Raw genomic sequence first — 16,980 nt, 5'->3', positions numbered from 1 at the left:
CGGGCCCGCGGACGTGCCCGGCGGGGTCCGGTACCCGCGCTGAGCGTTGTCGATCATTCACCTGTACGACGAGGAGTCTCGTCGAACGGTTCACCGGGCGAAATGATCAATTGGTGACGGCTGTTCCGCCGAGGGCAGCGGTGATGTCCTGCAGGAACGCCGAGACCGGGCCCAGGGTGAGCAACCCGCTGCCGGCTCCGGCCAGTTCGTTCGCCGCCGGGGTGAGGGCGGTGTGGGCGCGTGCCAGGGTCGGCCGGTCGCCGAGGCTCAGGGCCGCTCGGGCAGTGAGGCACCACAGGGCCTCCTGGAGGAGGTCGTGGGGTGGTTCGGGTGTGGCGTGGAGGGCCTCGGCGGCCTCGGGGCGGTGGCCCCGGTCGATGAGGAGCAGGGGGTGCGCCCAGGGGGCGTAGGGGCCCCAGTCCGTGTCGTCGTCGAAGCGGAGGGGCTGGGCGTGCCGCACGCGCAGGCACAGCAGCGCGAGCGGCAGCAGGCCTTGGGCGAGGCCCGGCATGCCCGCGCCGTGCAACAGGGTGGCCGCCTCCTGGTAGGCCGCCGCCACCTCCGTCACCGGTGCCCGGCCTGTGGCATCCAGTCGCAGTGTGGCGTACCAGCCGGTGAACACACCCACCAGCGGCGTCTCGTGGCGTACGGCCAGCGCGTCCACGGCGGCTGCATGCCGGTCCGCCGCGTTGAAGTCCCCGAAAGCGCTGCGGGCCTGGAGCCGGATCAGGTGGCCGAGGATCTCGAACGTGGTCAGGCCGTGGCGGGTGGCGAGGGCGACCAGTTCCGCACCGATCCCGTCGCGGCGCGACGCCAGCCCGGTGCTGTCGAAGCACTGCATGAACGCCGCGTTCAGGGCGAACGCCAGCAGCGCCGGATCGTCCAGCCGACGAGCCATCTCCTCGGCCTGGCGGGCGGCCTGCGGGCCACGGGCGTGCGGGGTGCCGCGCGACTCCAGCGCGATCGTGGCCAGCAACCGGGCCTTGGCCGCCTCGTGGCCTTCGGCGGGCAGAGCGACAAGGGTGCGTTCGGCGGCGGCGACCACATGTTCCGCCTGCTCCGGGTCGTCGAGGCGGGTCCAGAGCGCCGGGACGTCGTAAGCCCCGATGACCCGGGCGGTCAGCTCGGCGTCGCCCAGCTCCTCGGCCGCCGCAATGGCCGCGACCCGATGCTCCCGGGCAGCCAGCAGCCCGCCGCCTCCGGTCACGGCGAGGCCGCGCAGCAGACCGGCCGAGGACTCCAGGCGGGCACGGGCACCGGGAGCGACGGCACGGTCGTAGGCGGCGGCCACCTGCTCCCAGACTCGGGTGGCCGGGGTGGACGTGTGGGCGTCGGGGTCGGCCTGGGGGAGGTCGGCGGCTTGGCGAGGGTGGTCGCCTTGGCCGGGGTGCTCGGCTTGGCGACCGGGTTCACCCTCACCAAGGTGCTCCTGGCGACGGTCGTCACTTCGGCTGAGGTGCCCGGCTTGCCGACGGTGGTCCCCCTCGCCGGGGTCCTCGGCTTGGCGACAGTTGTCCCCCTGGTCGGGGTACTCGGCATGGCGGAACGAGTCGCCCGGATCGAGGTGCCAGGCCCGGCCGAGGAAGTCACCTGGACGAAGGGGCTCGGCCGCACCGAGGGACTCGTCCCGGCGAAGGCCTTCAGCCTGGTCCAGGTGCTCGTCCCGGCGGAGACGCCCGCTCTGGACCAAGTGCTCGGCTTGGCGGAGCCCGTCGCTCGGGTCGAGGTGCGTGGCCTGCCGGAGAATGTCCGTCTCCAGAGACCGCAGACCCGGCCCCGGGTCGATACCCAGCTGCTCGCTCAGCAGCCCCCGTGCCCGCCGCAGCACCTCCAGCGCATCGGCCTGCCGGCCCGTGCGGTACAGCGCCAGGGCCAGCAGCCGCCAGGCGTTCTCGCGCCAGGGATGCTCGGCCGCGTGCGCCTGAAGGTCCGCGGCCGCCCGGTCGGCCGACCCGAGGGTCAGCAGGGCCTCGGCGCGCAGCTCCACGGCGTGCAGGCGCAGCTCGGCCAGGCGGCGGCTCTCGGCCCTGACCCACGGCTGGTCGGCGAACTCCGCGTAGGCGGGGCCGCGCCACCAGCCGAGCGCCTCGTCCAGCCGTACGGTCGCCTCCGTGGGCAGCCACGTCACGGCGTCGGCGACCGTCTGCTCGAAACGCCAGGCGTCCACCGCGTTCGTCCCGGCGCGCAGGGCGTAGCCCGGACCGTCGGTGACCAGCAGCCGGGCCGGAGCGCGGGGCGGGCGGTCGGGTTCCAGGGCGCGGCGCAGTGCGGCGACGAAGGTGCGCAGAGCACCCACGGCGTCGGCGGGCGGGTCCGTCCAGAGGTCGTCGGCCAGGAGGGAGACGGGCACGACTCGGCCCCGGGCGACGATCAGCCGGGCCAGCACCGAGCGGTGTCTCGGCCCCTTCAGGGCGATCACGTTCCCGTCCGCGTCCCAGGCGGTCACGGACCCGAGCACACCGAAAGCCAAGCCAAGGTCCACGTCCGTCATCACCTCCGTCCGCCGCCTCGGTCACCCGGGCGCTGCTCATTCACTGCTCATCCGCCCCAGGGACGATCGAGGAACAAGATCCCTCACGAGGAGTCTCCCGACAGGCCCTCCCGCAGAAGAACCCCTCACAGAAGAACCCCTCGCAGAGATCCTCCACCAATCGACCAACATCGGAAGGAGCGGAGCCATGCCACCCGTCATCCCCGGCTTCGATCACCACCGCGTCCCCGTGGCGGACGGCGTGTCCCTGCACACGGCCGTCGGCGGCTCCGGCCCGCCCGTAGCCCTGCTGCACGGCTTCCCGCAGACGCACCTGATGTGGCGCCACGTGGCCGCCGACCTCGCCGCCGACCACACCGTGATCTGCCCGGACCTGCGCGGTTACGGCGCCAGCGACAAGCCTGCCGAGACCGACGGCACCGTCTACTCCAAGCGGACCATGGCCACGGACATCGTGGCCCTGGCCCATGAACTCGGGCACGAGCGCTTCGCGTTGGCCGGGCACGACCGCGGCGCCCTGGTGGCCTTCCGTGCCGCGCTCGACCACCCCGCCACGGTCACCCACCTGGCCTGCCTCGACGTGCTGCCGACGCTCGACATGTGGGAGGTGATGCACGGCGTCACCGCCGCCGTCGGCTTCCACCTCTATCTGATGGCCCAGCCGCCCGGCCTGCCCGAGCGCATGATCGGCGCGGCGCCGGACGACTTCTTCGGCCACTTCCTCGACATCTGGACGTCCGACCGGCGGGCCGTGCCGGACGAGGTCCGCGCCGCCTACCTGGCGGCCTGCCGCGAGGCCGTGCCCTCGATCGTCGCGGACTACCGGGCCTCGGCCGGCGTCGACGTCGAGCACGACCGGGCCGACCGGGCGGCCGGAACCACGCTCCGGATGCCGGTCGGTGTGCTCCAGCAGGACTGGGGCGCCGCCCTGGGCTTCGACGCCGCAGCGCTGTGGCGTGCCTGGGCGCCCGATCTGCGGCACACCACGGTCACATGCGGTCACTTCATGGCCGAGGAGGCGCCGGACGAGATGGTGAAGGCGCTGCGTGACCTGGTCGCCCGCTGAGCGCTGTGCGCGCACCGGGGGCGCCGGCTACCAGCGCCCCCGCTCGGTCCCGGTGATCGGCTCCGACGGTTTGCCGTCCACCCCCACCGGCACGTCCCCCGCGAGCATCACCCGGTGCATGGTCCGGGGGAAGTCGAGGTGGGCGTTGTCGCTGGGGGCGAGGTGGATGGTGGCCCGGTTGTCCCAGAAGGCCACGCTGCCGGGCTCCCAGCGGAAACGGACCGTGTACTCGGGGCGCACCGCCTGCTCCAGCAGCATGTCGAGGATCGCCCGGCTCTCGGCCCGCGACAGGTCGGCGATCTGCTCGACGTAGTAGCCGTTGACGTACAGGATCCGCTCCCCCGTCTCGGGGTGGACCCTGACCAGCGGATGCAGGGTCGCGACCTGGTGGTCCAGCAGATGACGGACGTACGCGTCGTCGCCGGGCCGGGGCTGATAGCCGACGCCGAGGCGGTGCTCGACCCGCAGCCCGTCCACGAACTCCCGTACCGGGCCGGAGAGTCCGGCGTACGCGGCCGCGAGGTTCGACCAGGTCGTGTCGCCGCCGTACGGGGGTACGGTCTCGGCGCGCAGGATCGTCGCGGCGGGCGGGTCGATGCGGGCACCGTGGTCGCAGTGCCAGCCACGCAGCAGCGTGTGCCGGCGGCGCTGCAGCCACTCGTCGTGCTCCATGCCGAACTTCCCGCCCAGCTCCAGCCGGTCGGCGGTCGTCTCGATCTCGGGGAAGTCCACCGGAGACGCGCTGCCCCGCTTGCGCAGGACGACCGGTTCGCCGAACCGGCGCGCGAACGCCACATGCCCGGCATGGTCCAGCCGCTGTCCCCGGAAGAACACCACCTTCCAGCGCAGCACCGCCGCCCGGATCGCGGTGACCACGGCCTCGTCCGGCTCCCCGGCCAGGTCGACGCCCGTGATCTCCGCCCCGATGTGCCCGGCGACCGGTCGCACCTCGATCCCCGCGATCGGCTCCGTCCCGTCCGCTGTGGCCCTGTCCCTCGTCATGCCCGCTCCGTCGGTCGTCCGTCCGCACCGGCTCCGGTCCGAGCCGGTTCCAGGAAGATCGTGGCAGTGTTCGGCGGGCATGGCGACAGGGCCACGACAGAGCCTCAGACCGCGAACTCCCGTATCACCGTGTTCCGGAACACCGCCGTACCGTCGACCGTGAACAGCGCGAGCCCGGTGTCGATCAGATACGGGAAGACCTCCGACGAGTGCACGTACCGGCCGTCGTCGACGAACATCTCGACGGACGTACGGTCGACCAGGATCCGCAGCCGCACGGTGCGGGCGGACGGGTCGAAGGGGCTGTGGCTCTCCTGCCACCTGCCGGAGGCGTCGGGGTTCACGGTGGGGCGACGGTTGAGGAAGGCGTAGTCGCCGTAGATCCCGGCGTCGACATGGCGGGCACCGTCGGGTGAACGGCGCAACTGGAGTCCGGCGCCCTTGAGTTGGTCCCAGGTGATCTCGCAGGTCACCTCGTAGGCCGTGCCCTGGTAGTCGAGCACGCGGGTGCCGGTGACCTCCAGGTCGCCCAGGTCCACCGTGCGGGAGACGTGGTCGTGCAGGGCGGCGACCGGTTGTGAGGCGAGGTGGTACGTACCGCTGGATCCCCGCTTCAGGGTGATCTCGCGGACGATCGAGTCGGTGCCGTTGAAGCCGTCGCAGTCGATGGTGGGCGTGGTGTTGGCGTAGTCCCAGTTGTTGAGCCAGCCGATCGCGTAGCGCACGGCCGGGTCCACCGAGCCGTCGCTCCGGTGCTTGTCGAAGGTGACGGCGGCGTACCAGTCCCAGCCGTGGTCGAGCCACTGCGGGTCGGCCGCGTCGGCGGTGAAAGCGGTGCCGTCGAAGGAGCCCGTCCAGTAGGCGTACGTGTTCGGCAGTCCCGAGCCCTTGCCGTTGGCGCTCACGCCGAGCACCCACTTCGCGGTGCCGTCGTCGGTGGTGATGCGGAACAGGTCCGGGCACTCCAGGACGCCGATCCCGCCCTTGACGAAGCCGCTGACGTACCTCCAGGACTTCAGGTCGGTGGAGTGGTAGAAGCCCACCTTGTCGTTCTCGGCGAGCGTCATCACCCAGCGCCCGCGCTCCTCGTCCCGGATCACTTTGGGGTCGCGGAAGTCCCGGACACCGGGGTTGGGCAGCACCGGGTCGGTGCCGTGGGGCGTGAACGTGCGGCCGCCGTCGGTCGAGTAGTACAGGTACTGCGCCTGCGTGACCTCGTCCGGCGCCATGGTGGCGAGGACGATCACCGCGCCCGCGCCGAAGCCCGCGGTGTCGTCGGTGTCGATCACCGCCGAGCCGGACCAGACGTCGCCGTTGGGGGTGGTGTCCTTCGGCACGGCGATCCCGCGGTCGGTGAAGGAGACCAGGTCGGTGCTGGTGGCCAGGCGCCAGGCGGTGCCGGTGGTGGTGCCCCCGGCGAGATAGTCCGGGTTGTACAGGTAGTAATAGTGATACTCGCCGTCGATCCAGATCGGGCGCTGGGGGTCGTTCTTCCACTGGTCGGGGACCGTGAGGTGGTACTGGGCTCGGTAGCTGGCGCAGGTGCTTGCCGCCTTCCTGGGCCTGGCGGCCGCTGTGGGTGCGGTCGGCAGCAGCGCGGCCGAGGCACCCGCCGCGGAACCGGCGAGCAGCGCTCTCCTGGACATCCCTCGCATCACGGATCGTTCCCTCTCGTCTGAGGCGTCAGAACGGTGGCTCGTGGGATCAGGACTGTGGGACCTAACTCGTTAAAGGTCAAGTGGTTCGCACCTATTGACAGGGCCGTGGGCCGCTTCCCATCATCTGGGGCATCACTACTCGACTAACACGAGTTAGGCCCGTTAGATGACCGACTCGCACCTCACCCGCCGCACCCTGATGCGGTACGGCGCCTACGGCGCGGGAGCCGCCGCGCTGGCCGGTACCGCCGCGAGCTGGGACCGGCTCACCGGAGCCGACATCCCCGGCCGCGACGACGGCTCCCTCGTCGTCGCCACGCTCGGCCCCGCCTACGGACCGAAGGCCGTCCGCACGCTCACCGAGGGCTTCAGCAAGGTCCACCCCGACATCAAGCTGCGGATCAACGCGGTGCAGGCCGTCGACTGGTCGGACTTCTTCGCGAAGATCCTCACCCAGATCGCGGCGGGCACCGCGCCCGATCTCGTCTACGTCGCCACCGAGGGCGTCCAGTTGTTCGCGCAGCGTCTCGGGGTCCCGCTCGACGACTGGGTGCGGCGGGACGCCGAGGAACTGCGCGAGTACTTCACCGACGTCCATCCCTCGCTGGTGGAGTCGATGATGTACGAGGGCAGCCTCTACCAGCTGCCGGTCGAGTTCAACGCGGCCGACATCTACCTCAACAACCAGGTGCTGAGGCGGGCCGGAGCGGACTTCCCGGCGGCCGACTGGACCCGCGACGACTTCACCGCGCTGCTGCGGGACATGAAGCGGTCCAGCGGCTCCCAGTTCACGCCGTACTTCTGGACCAACCGCCTGTGGGGCGGCGTGGTGCCCTGGCTGTTCGCGAACGACACCAACCTGCTCGCCGAGTCCAAGGCACCCGGCGGCGCCTGGCTGTGGGACTCCTTCTACCCGGCCGCCCAGCGGCAGGGACGCGGGGGCGGCTTCCGGTGGACGACGCCGCAGGCATCCGACGCGCGCGTGGAGGAGGCGTACGACTATCTCGCCTCCCTCATCCAGGAGGGGCTGTGCACGCGCCCCGAGGGCGGCAACGGCCAGAACCTGATCGGCGTGTTCTCCACCGGCCGGGTCGGGGTCACGCCCGCGGGCGGCTTCTGGGCGGGCGGCCTGCATCTGGCGGGCATGCCGGCCGACGGCTTCGACGTGCAGTACTTCCCTCGCTGGCGCACCCAGCGCATGCAGTACGGCGCCGCCGGCTACGCGCTGCTGCGCACGTCGAAGCGGCAGGAGGAGGCGTGGGAGTTCATCAAGTACGCCGCCCGCCACGACACCCTGACACGGCTGTTCACGACCAACCAGACCACCCCGGCGCGCCGCTCGATGCTGACTGCCGACCGCTATCGCGAGACCGGCCCGAACCGCTGGCAGGTCTTCTACGACACCCTCGATCAGTTCCCCGACACCGGGCCGATCCCGGCGCCGCCGCAGGTCGCCGAGGTCGAGCAGGTGCTGCTCAAGCACACCGGTACCGCGCTGTCCTCCCGGCGTGCGGTGGCCCCCGCGCTGCGCCGGATGCAGGCCGATCTGGAGAAGGCCATGGAGCGTGACGTATGACGAACACCCGGATACCGGACCACGTACGGCCGAAGCAGCCGGCCGCTCCACCGGCCGCCACGGTCCGGCCCTCCGCCCGCGACCGTGGCGCGCGGCTGCTGGCCACGCTGTTCCTGGCGCCCACGATCGTCGGCATCGTCGTCTTCACGGTCGTGCCGATCGTCGGATCGGTGGTGCTGAGCCTCTTCCACTGGAACGTCATCGACTCCCCGAGCTTTGCCGGGGCCGCCAACTACCGTGAGGCCTTCACCGACTCGACCGTGCTGGTCTCCTTCCGCAACACGCTCGTCTTCATGGTGTTCGCGGTCGCGCTGCAACTGCTGATCGCGCTGGTGCTGGCCCTGGCGGTGAACGGGCGGATGCCGGTATGGCTGCGCTCGGTGTTCCGGTCGGCGTTCTTCTTCCCGCTGGTGCTGTCCGCCGCGTCGATCTCGGTGGTGATGAAGTACCTGTTCAACCAGGACTTCGGTGTCGTGAACTGGCTCCTCGGACTCGTGGGCGTGGCTCCGGTGCCCTGGCTGACGTCCGAGAACGCGGCGATGACCACGGTGATCCTGGTCTACGTCTGGCAGCAGTTCGGGTTCTCGTTCCTGCTGTTCGTCGGAGGCCTGAACAACATCCCCAAGGAGATCCACGAGGCAGCCTCCCTCGACGGCGCGACCGGCCTGCGCAAGCACCTGAACGTCACGCTGCCCCTGCTGTCCCCCACGCTGCTGGTCGCGTCGGTGGTCGGCATCATCAACGCGCTCCAGGTCTTCGAGCAGCCCTACGTCCTCACGAACGGCGGTCCCGGTGACGCCACCCGCACCGCGGTGATGGTGATCTACGAGAGCGCCTTCGAGCAGCTGCGGTTCGGCGAGGCCTCGGCGGTGGGCGTGCTGCTGTTCGTGCTGATCATGGCGGTCACCGCCCTCCAGTTCCGGCTCAGCCGGCGTTTCGTCCACTACCAGTGAGCCGGTGAGTCCCATGAGCCAAGCAAGTCCGTCCCTGAGCCGAACCCGGCACTCGCTCGCGCCGTGGGCCCGGATCGTCGCGCTGGCGGTGTGCGCGCTGCTGACCCTGGGCCCGGTCCTGTGGACCGTCTCCACCTCGCTGCGCACCCCGGCCGAGGCCTTCGACCTGCCGCCGAGGATCATCCCTACGGACCCGTCCGTCGAGGCGTACCGCGGGGTCTTCGACCAGATCGACGTCTGGCTGCTCGCCCTGAACTCGACGCTGGTGACCGCGCTGATCGCGGTGGGCCAGATGATCACGGCGGGACTGGCCGGATACGCCTTCGCGCGCCTCGAATTCCGGTTCAAGAAGCCGCTGTTCGGGCTGGTCCTCGCGACCATGATGGTGCCGTTGCAGGTCACGATCGTGCCGGTGTTCCTGGTGCTGAAGTCGATGGGGCTGACCGACACCCTGCTCGGTCTGATCATCCCGGCCTTCCCGACCGCGTTCGGCACGTTCCTGATGCGCCAGTACTTCCTGGGCATGCCCAAGGACCTGGGCGAGGCGGCGATGCTGGACGGCTGCGGGCCGTGGCGGATCTTCCGGTCGGTGTACGCGCCGCTGGCCGCGCCCGGTCTCGCGATCGTCGGTGTGCTGGCCTTCAACTACCACTGGAACGAGTTCTTCCGCCCGCTGATCCTGGAGACCTCCGGCCAGAACTACACGCTGCCGCTGGGCCTCGTCTCCCTCCAGGGCAACCTCGGCACCGGCTCCATCTCCGTGGTGCTCGCCGGTGTCGTCCTCTCCATGATCCCCGCCGTCGCCGTGTTCGTCGTCGGTCAGCGTCCTCTGCGTGAGGGCATCACGTCCGCAGGAGTCAACCGTTGAGCGACACCGCTCGGTTCCCGGATCCCAGCGCCCCGCGCTTCCGGGTGCGTCCCCCCGCCCACTGGATCAACGACCCCAACGGGCCCTTCCGTTGGCGGGGCCGCCATCACCTCTTCTACCAGCACAATCCGGCCGCTCCTGTGCACTCGAACGTGCACTGGGGACATGTGTCCAGCGCCGATCTCGTCCGGTGGGAGCACCATCCGATCGCGCTCACCCCGATGCCCGGCGGCCCGGACGAGGCGGGCTGCTGGTCCGGGTGCGTGGTCGACGACGACGGCACACCGACCGCGGTGTACACGGGCGTCGACCGCCACCACACCGGCCTCGGCACGATCTGCCTGGCGCGCGCGGTGGTCCCGGAGGACGAGACGCTGACCGACTGGAAGCCGCTGCCTACACCGGTGGTGACCGGCCCGCCCGCCGACCTGGACGTGGTGATGTTCCGCGACCCGTTCGTGTTCAGGAGCGGCGGACGCCGCTGGGCACTGGTCGGCGCCGGGCACGCCGACGGGACGCCTTCGGTGCTGCTGTACGACTGTGACGACCTGGCCGACTGGCGGTTCGCGGGGGTGTTCCTGGACGGTGACGACCCGGTCGCGGCGGATGCCTTCGGGGACGGGGCGGTGGGCTGGGAGTGCCCGCAGCTGTACTCGACGGCGGGCGGCGACTGGGTGCTGGTGCTGTCGCTGTGGGACGGAAACCCCTGCACCACCGGCTATCTGACGGGGCGTCTCCAGTCCTACGGCGAGGGGGAGTTGCGCTTCGAGGCCCGCACCGGCGGACGGCTCGACCACGGGCGGGACTTCTACGCCCCCGCAGTGCTCCAGGAACCGGACCGGGCGTTGATGTGGGGCTGGTCGTGGGAGGCCCGTGATCAGGCCGAGGTCGATCGGGTGGGCTGGGCCGGGGTCCTGACCGCACCGAGGGTCGTCGACGTGCACCCGGACGGGACCCTGCGGGTCGTACCGGCGCCGGAGCTCGAACTGCTGCGTGCGGCCGAGCCGTTCGCCACGTCGGGGGGCAGCCCCACCGCACTGCCGGAGGCGTACGACCTGACCGTCACCGCATCCGGCCGCACCACCGTCAGTCTGCTCCGATCGGCCTCGGGCGCCGAGCTGACGGTCGTTCTGGACCCGGACGCCGGCACCGTGACGCTCGACCGTGACGACTGGCCCCGGACAGGACGTGAGGCATCGGGGCCGATCGTGGTGCGGGTGCCGGTCGGAAAGGTGCGGGTCCTCGTCGACGGCTCGCTGCTGGAGCTGTTCGTCGGCGATCGGGCGGTGGTCACCGAGCGGGTCTACCGGCGGCCGGACGACATCCCCGATCTCCTCGTCACCGGAGCGGGGGCCGAGGTCACCGGCTGGGAGCTGGTCCCACCGACGCGCGGCTGATCACCGGACAGGCCAGGCGCCGCACCGTCGCGGGCGGCGTCCTGCCGGTGTCGATGGCGTCGAGGACCAGCCGTGCGGCCGCGTCGCCCATGGCCCGGTGGGGCAGCGCGACCGTGGTGAGGGGCGGGGTGAGGAACTCGGCCATGTGTTCCTGGTCGTCGTAGCCGACCACCGACAACTCGCCGGGAACGGCGATGCCGAGCCGGGTCGCGGCGTGCAGGGCGCCCGCCGCGACCCGGTCGTTGTAGCAGAAGATCCCGGTGGGACGCAGGTCGGCGGGGACGCCGTCGAGGACGCGCAGTGCGCCCTCGAACCCGCCGGCGATCTCGCCGCCGGTGCGCCCGACCCACTCCTTGGGGACGGTGATCCCCTCGGCACGCAGCGCGTCCCGGAAGCCGCGCAGCCGGTCGACGGAGGCGATGTCGTCCTGGCCGCCCACCATGGCGACTCTGCGGTGCCCCTCGTCCAGCAGCAGCCGCGCCGCCGTACGACCGCCCGCGCGCTCGGCGGGAATGACGGCGGGCAGGGAGTCGTCCTCGGGCAGGCAGTTGGCGAGGACGGAGTGGGTGCGGTGCAGGCCCTCGGGGACGCGGACGCGGCGCAGCGACATCGCGGCGTAGATGATGCCGTCCACCCGCCGGTCCAGGAGTTCGGCGACGGCGGCGTCCTCCTTGGCGGGGTCGCCGCCGGAGTCGATGGTCAGCACGAGGTGCTCGCTGTCCCAAGCGGTCTCCATGGCGCCGCGCAGCAGCCGGCCCGCGAAGGGCGAGGTGGCGATCTCGTCGGTGACCAGGCCGATCACGGCCGTACGACGGCGGCGCAGGCCTCGGGCGACGGGGTCCGGGCGATAGCCCAGCTCGGTCGCGGCGCGGCGGATCCGCTCCTGGGTGGCGGGCGAGAGGTTGCCCTCGGCGCGGCCGTTGAAGACGAAGGAGACGGCCGTGTGCGACACCCCGGCCAGCCGGGCGACGTCGCGCGACGTGGGACGCCCGGGTCCCGCCGGCTGCTTCTCCTCGGTGCCGCCCATGCCGTCCGCTGCCCTCGTCCCCGCCGTTCCGGTTGATCACCGCTCACCCTATCCGTGACGCTGGATGCACGACACAGTCAAGGGAAGGTCCGGCAGTGATCAGCATCCCGACCCACACGCTCAACGACGGTACGACTCTGCCCGCCCTCGGCCTCGGCACCTGGCCGATGGACGACGCGCGGGCCGAGGAAGCGGTTCGCGGCGCCCTGGAACTGGGGTACCGCCTGGTGGACACGGCGACGAACTACCGCAACGAGACCGGCGTCGGCCGTGGCGTCGCGGGCAGCGACGTACCCCGCGAGGAGATCGTCGTGACAACCAAGCTGCCCGGCCGGCACCACGGCTACGAGGAGACCCTCGCCTCCTTCGAGGAGTCCCGCGCCCGCCTCGGCCTGGACTACGTGGACCTCTACCTCATCCACTGGCCGCTCCCCCGCGTCGACAAGTACGTCGACTCCTGGAAGGCCATGATCAAGCTGCGCGAGGACGGCCTCGTCCGGTCGATCGGGGTCTCCAACTTCACGCCCGCGCACATCGACCGGCTGGAGAACGAGACCGGGGTCCTGCCCTCCGTCAACCAGATCGAGCTGCACCCGATGTTCCCGCAGGACGAGCTGCGCGCCTTCCACTCCGGCAAGGGCATCGTCACCGAGAGCTGGAGCCCCCTGGGCCGCGGCACCAGCCTCCTGGAGGACCAGGCCGTGAAGGGCATCGCCGACGGCCTCGGGGTGACTCCCGGCCAGGTCGTCCTGCGCTGGCACACCCAGCTCGGCGCCCTGCCCATCCCGAAGTCGGCGAGCCCGCTGCGGCAGCGCGAGAACCTCGACATCTTCGGCTTCACCCTGGACGACACCCGGATGGCCGCCCTCTCCGACCGCGCCCGGCGGCGCCTCGGCGGCGACCCCGAGGTGCACGAGGAGTTCTGAGCGGGCGGGATGTCGACCGAGTGCCCGGCGGGCGTCGGAGACACGGCGCGGGGGTACTCGGGGCGCTCGGGAAGGAGGCGACCGTGGGCGAGACGGACCGACGCGGGACTATCGCGGCAAGCGTGACTTCGGGCGGACCCGCGAACCGGAGGGCCGCTCGACGGCCTCCGGTGCTCAGCCGCGTTTCGTGGTGCAGATCCATGACGCCGGCACCCTGCACTTCGACTTCCGGCTGCAGGTGGACGACGTGCTGAAGTCCTGGTCGGTGCCCAAGGGGCCGTCCGACGATCCCCACGACAAGCGGCTCGCCATGCCCACCGAGGATCATCCGCTGGAGTACGAGGACTTCGAGGGCGTGATCGCGAAGGGCGAGTACGGCGGCGGCACGGTGATCGTCTGGGACAACGGGACGTACGAGCCCCTCAGCCATGACCGCAAGGGGCAGCCGGTCGACTTCGGCGAGTCGCTCGCAAGCGGCCATGCCACCTTCCGGCTGAGCGGCTCGAAGCTGCACGGCGAGTACGCCCTCACCCGGTTCCGCAGCGGGGAGAACGGTGACCGGGAGGCGTGGCTGCTGGTGAAGGCCGGCAAGGGAGGGACCCGCGGGCACGGCACGCCCGACCCGTACCGGGCCCGTTCGGTACGGACCGGCCGCACGCTCGGCCAGGTCGCCGCCGAGAGCGACGAGGGGTGAGCGGTGGCGCCCGATCTCGTGGACTTGCCTACCGGGGATCACACCGGCGGCAGTGGCTGTTCCGCCCAGATCGTCTTGCCGCTGCCGGTCTGCCGGCTGCCCCAGCGTTGGGTGAGCTGGGCGACGAGGAGCAGTCCACGGCCGCCCTCGTCGTAGGCGTGGGCCCGGCGCAGGTGCGGGGAGGTGGCACTGCCGTCGGAGACCTCGCAGATGAGGGTGCGGTCGCGGATCAGGCGCAGCTGGATCGGCGGTGCGCCGTACCGGATGGCGTTGGTGACCAGTTCACTGACGACGAGTTCGGTGACGAAGGCCGCCTCGTCGAGGCCCCAAGCGGTCAGCTGGTCGGTGGCGGCCTGCCGGGTTCTCGCCACGAGCTCGGGGTCCGGCAGTACGTCCCAGGTGGCGATGCGGTCCGCGCCCAGGGCCCGGGTGCGGGCCAGGAGCAGGGCCACGTCGTCGCTGGGGTCCTCCGGGAGGACGGCCTTGAGGACCGTGTCGCACAGGGCGTCCAGGGTTTCGGCGGGCGCGGTCAGCGCGCGGCACAACTCGGCGGTGGCGTGGTCGATGTCGCGGTCGCGGTCCTCGATGAGACCGTCCGTGTACAGCGCGACCAGGCAGCCCTCGGGTAGTTCCAACTCCGCGGCCTCGAAGGGCAGCCCGGCCACCCCGAGCGGGGGGCCGGCGCTCATCTCGACGATCTGCGTGGTGCCGTCGGGCAGCACGAGGGCCGGTGGCGGATGGCCCGCGGCGGCGAGGCTGAGGCGGCGGGTCACGGGGTCGTAGACGGAGTAGAGGCAGGTGGCGCCCAGTTCGGCGACCTCGTCGGTGTCGTCGCCCGCTAGGTGGGTGACCAGGTCGTCGAGGTGGGTGAGGAGTTCGTCGGGCGGCAGGTCCACGTCGGCGAGGGTGCGTACGGCCGTGCACAGGCGGCCCATGGTGGCCGACGAGGGAATGCCGTGCCCGACGACGTCACCGACGACGAGGGCGACGCGGCCGCCGGACAGCGGGATCACGTCGAACCAGTCGCCGCCGATGCCGGCCTGCGATCCGGACGGCCGATAGCGGTGCGCCACGTCGACGGCAGCCTGTCCGGCCAGTCCCCGTGGCAGCAGGTTGTGCTGCAGGGCGAGTGCCGTGGTGCGCTCCCGGGCGAAGCGACGGGCGTTGTCGACGCAGACGGCGGCGCGGCTGGCGAGTTCCTCGGCGAACACGGCGTCGTCCGCTCCGTAGTCGTCCGACTGCCTGATGCGCACGGCGACCGCGACACCGAGTGTGGTGCCGCGGGCCCGCAGCGGCACGGCCATCATCGAGTGTGCGCCCACGCGGTGGCGCCGGCCGGACGGTGCGCGGGCGTTGCGCTCCGCGATCCACCGCATGAACGCCGGCTCGCCCGCCTGACTCTGGATCACGTTGCCGTCGAGGATGGCCCGCGCCGGTGGCGAGAAGGGCGGGTAGTGGTCCACCTCGCCCAGGTGCACGGCCGCTTCCGGGGTGCCCTCGGTGCCGGAGCCGTGGGCGACGTGGCGCAAGGTGATGTCGGTGCCGGCCAGGGCCGGAGGCTCCTCCGATCCCAGGACCCAGTCGAACAGGTCGACGCTGGCGAAGTCGGCGAACCGGGGCACCATGATCCCGATCAGTTCCTCCGCGGTGCGCACCACGTCCAGGGTCGTGCCGATGGCGGCCGCCGCCTCGTTCAGCAGGGCCAGCCGCTCCCGCGCCCAGTACTGGTCGGAGCTGTCGAACGCCGCCAGGGCCGTGCCCACGACATCGCCGGAGGTGTCCCGTACCGGCCACATCTGGATGCTCCAGGCGTGCTCCCGGTTCAGGGCCGGGGCGCCCGTGAAGCTCTCGTAGCGGACGGGCCTGCCCGTCTCGGCGACCTGCCGCAGATGCCGGTGGAAGCCGCGGCTGTGCTCCGCGTCCTCCACGGTCTCCGGGAAGGGCCGGCCGATCAGGACCTCTTCGGGCACGCCCATCACCTGGCAGGCGACGTCGTTGAGGCGCAGGTAGCGCTGCCGGGTGTCGAAGACCGACATCGACATCGAGGCCTGCTGGAAGGCCCGCTCGGCGAGGGTCGGCTCCGGCTGCGCCGAGGGTTCACCGACGACCATGTACCCGTCGGATGCGCCGTCCTCGCCCTGCACGCCGTGGGCCCACAGCGACAGACGTACGTGCGAGCCGTCCCGGTGGCGCAGCACCACGGTGCCGGCCAGCGCTGCCACGGCCTCGGGCGACGGTTCCTCGGCGAGCAGTTCCCGGGCGGGCCGTCCGACGACCTCATCGGCCGTGCGGCCGGTCAGCCGCAGGGCACCTTCGCTCCACCCCTTGACCACACCCTGGGCATCGAGGATCACCGCAGCGGAGACGCGCTCCATGGGGTCCAGCATGAGTCCTCGGCAGCACCGCATCAACCGCGAAGCCCGGCCGTCACCGCCCGTCACGCCATGGCGTCCGCTGCCGCCGCGCCCCGGGCGGCCGTCGGGTCACTTGCGCAGCGCGGCGAGGGCCCGGTCGGCGTGGGTGTTCATCCTGAGTTCGCTGCGGACGACCTCCAGGACGGTGCGGTCCTTGTCGATGACGAAGGTGACCCGTTTGGTGGGGGCCAGTGAAAAGCCGCGCGTCACGCCGAACCGGTCCCGGATCTTTCCGTCGGCGTCGGACAGCAGGGTCATGCCGAGCGTGTGCCGGTCGGCGAACTCCTGCTGGCGTTCGACCTCGTCGCCGCTGATGCCCACGGGACGTGCGCCGGCGGCGGCGAACTCGGCGGCGAGATCACGGAAGTGGCAGGCCTCCGCGGTGCAGCCGGGGGTGAGGGCGGCGGGGTAGAAGAACAGCACCACCGGCCCCTCGGTGAGCAGTTCGGTGAGGCTGCGGGTGGTGCCGGTCTCGTCCGGCAGCGTGAAGTCCTCGACCTTGTCGCCGACCTTCAGCTGTGCGCTCATGCCCGTCCCTCCGTGTTCTTCGCGACGCCTCGCGCCCACAGCACGAGGGGGATCTGCAAGGGCAGCCGGCCGATGGCCACGGCCTTCTGCGGGGTGGGGCGGTGCCGCCAGTCGACGGCCATCTTCACGTTCGCGGGGAACACGCCGACGAAGAAACCGGCGGCTGCCAGCGCGGCGACCTTGCGGGTGCGCGGCAGTGCCACCCCGGCCGCGAGCGCGAGCTCGGCGACGCCACTGGCGTACGTCCAGGTCCGGGGCCTTCCCGGCAGGGCGCGCGGCACGACCGCGTCGAACTGGCGTGGGACGGCGAAGTGGGCGACCCCCGCGGTGGCCAGCAGGCCGGCGAGCAGCAGGGGTGAGCGTTCGGACCGGGGCACGGA

General features: G+C 71.6%; 13 protein-coding genes and 1 pseudogene. 7 read left to right on the top strand and 7 right to left on the bottom strand.

Annotated features, from left to right (window positions below; translation table 11 throughout):
• Positions 1-106: 106 nt before the first annotated feature.
• Positions 107-2,491 carry an AfsR/SARP family transcriptional regulator gene (locus tag ACZ7M7_RS31270; protein ID WP_472122574.1) on the bottom strand — a complete coding sequence of 795 codons (2,385 nt, stop codon included), beginning with the start codon at positions 2,489-2,491 and terminating at the stop codon, positions 107-109.
• Positions 2,492-2,678: 187 nt separating this feature from the next.
• Between ACZ7M7_RS31270 and ACZ7M7_RS31265 the strand changes: the two genes are divergently transcribed.
• Positions 2,679-3,557 carry an alpha/beta fold hydrolase gene (locus tag ACZ7M7_RS31265; RefSeq protein ID WP_472122572.1) on the top strand — a complete coding sequence of 293 codons (879 nt, stop codon included), beginning with the start codon at positions 2,679-2,681 and terminating at the stop codon, positions 3,555-3,557.
• A gap of 27 nt (positions 3,558-3,584) precedes the next feature.
• Here the strand turns inward: ACZ7M7_RS31265 and ACZ7M7_RS31260 are convergent, their stop codons facing one another.
• Both ACZ7M7_RS31260 and ACZ7M7_RS31255 read right to left on the bottom strand, forming a co-directional pair.
• Positions 3,585-4,559, bottom strand: a complete 975-nt coding sequence (locus tag ACZ7M7_RS31260) for a TauD/TfdA dioxygenase family protein (protein ID WP_472122569.1) — start codon at positions 4,557-4,559, stop codon at positions 3,585-3,587.
• A 104-nt stretch (positions 4,560-4,663) separates the two neighbouring features.
• Positions 4,664-6,214, bottom strand: a complete 1,551-nt coding sequence (locus ACZ7M7_RS31255) for a glycoside hydrolase family 32 protein (protein WP_472123303.1) — start codon at positions 6,212-6,214, stop codon at positions 4,664-4,666.
• Between the two features lie 169 nt (positions 6,215-6,383).
• On the opposite strand from ACZ7M7_RS31255, the gene ACZ7M7_RS31250 reads away from it, so the two are divergent.
• From ACZ7M7_RS31250 to ACZ7M7_RS31235, 4 genes are read left to right on the top strand one after another with little or no spacing between them, the layout of a single operon-like run.
• Entirely contained in the window at positions 6,384-7,793 is a 1,410-nt protein-coding gene (locus ACZ7M7_RS31250; RefSeq protein WP_472122566.1) for an extracellular solute-binding protein, read from the top strand.
• The gene (locus ACZ7M7_RS31245; protein ID WP_383606086.1) at positions 7,790-8,746 is read left to right on the top strand and encodes a carbohydrate ABC transporter permease; all 957 of its coding nucleotides are present in this window, start codon (positions 7,790-7,792) and stop codon (positions 8,744-8,746) included. The genes ACZ7M7_RS31250 and ACZ7M7_RS31245 overlap by 4 nt, the downstream gene beginning before the upstream one ends.
• 13 nt (positions 8,747-8,759) lie before the next feature.
• Positions 8,760-9,614 (top strand): carbohydrate ABC transporter permease, encoded by an 855-nt coding sequence (locus ACZ7M7_RS31240; RefSeq protein WP_383606089.1) that lies wholly within the window; start codon positions 8,760-8,762, stop codon positions 9,612-9,614.
• Positions 9,611-11,011 (top strand): glycoside hydrolase family 32 protein, encoded by a 1,401-nt coding sequence (locus tag ACZ7M7_RS31235; protein WP_472122562.1) that lies wholly within the window; start codon positions 9,611-9,613, stop codon positions 11,009-11,011. The genes ACZ7M7_RS31240 and ACZ7M7_RS31235 overlap by 4 nt, the downstream gene beginning before the upstream one ends.
• On the opposite strand, the gene ACZ7M7_RS31230 is transcribed toward ACZ7M7_RS31235, so the two are convergent.
• A complete protein-coding gene (locus tag ACZ7M7_RS31230) occupies positions 10,974-12,038 on the bottom strand; it encodes a LacI family DNA-binding transcriptional regulator (RefSeq protein ID WP_472122559.1) in 1,065 nt (354 codons plus the stop codon). The genes ACZ7M7_RS31235 and ACZ7M7_RS31230 overlap by 38 nt on opposite strands.
• A 95-nt stretch (positions 12,039-12,133) precedes the next feature.
• On the opposite strand from ACZ7M7_RS31230, the gene ACZ7M7_RS31225 reads away from it, so the two are divergent.
• A complete protein-coding gene (locus ACZ7M7_RS31225; RefSeq protein ID WP_472122556.1) occupies positions 12,134-12,964 on the top strand; it encodes an aldo/keto reductase in 831 nt (276 codons plus the stop codon).
• A gap of 103 nt (positions 12,965-13,067) precedes the next feature.
• Positions 13,068-13,658: pseudogene (locus ACZ7M7_RS31220) on the top strand (DNA polymerase ligase N-terminal domain-containing protein); the annotation flags it as partial.
• Positions 13,659-13,696: 38 nt separating this feature from the next.
• Here the strand turns inward: ACZ7M7_RS31220 and ACZ7M7_RS31215 are convergent.
• From ACZ7M7_RS31215 to ACZ7M7_RS31205, 3 genes are all read right to left on the bottom strand, one after another.
• Positions 13,697-16,033 carry a SpoIIE family protein phosphatase gene (locus tag ACZ7M7_RS31215; protein WP_472122553.1) on the bottom strand — a complete coding sequence of 779 codons (2,337 nt, stop codon included), beginning with the start codon at positions 16,031-16,033 and terminating at the stop codon, positions 13,697-13,699.
• A 108-nt stretch (positions 16,034-16,141) separates the two neighbouring features.
• Positions 16,142-16,600 carry a peroxiredoxin gene (locus ACZ7M7_RS31210; protein WP_472122550.1) on the bottom strand — a complete coding sequence of 153 codons (459 nt, stop codon included), beginning with the start codon at positions 16,598-16,600 and terminating at the stop codon, positions 16,142-16,144.
• Complete coding sequence (locus ACZ7M7_RS31205) at positions 16,597-16,977, bottom strand: DoxX family protein (RefSeq protein WP_383625567.1); 381 nt, start codon at positions 16,975-16,977, stop codon at positions 16,597-16,599. The genes ACZ7M7_RS31210 and ACZ7M7_RS31205 overlap by 4 nt, the downstream gene beginning before the upstream one ends.
• Positions 16,978-16,980: the final 3 nt, after the last annotated feature.

Source organism: Streptomyces sp. NPDC111606, from assembly GCF_055656945.1.
Note: the sequence above shows the minus strand (reverse complement) of the source record. Positions and strands in the feature narration are given on the sequence as shown.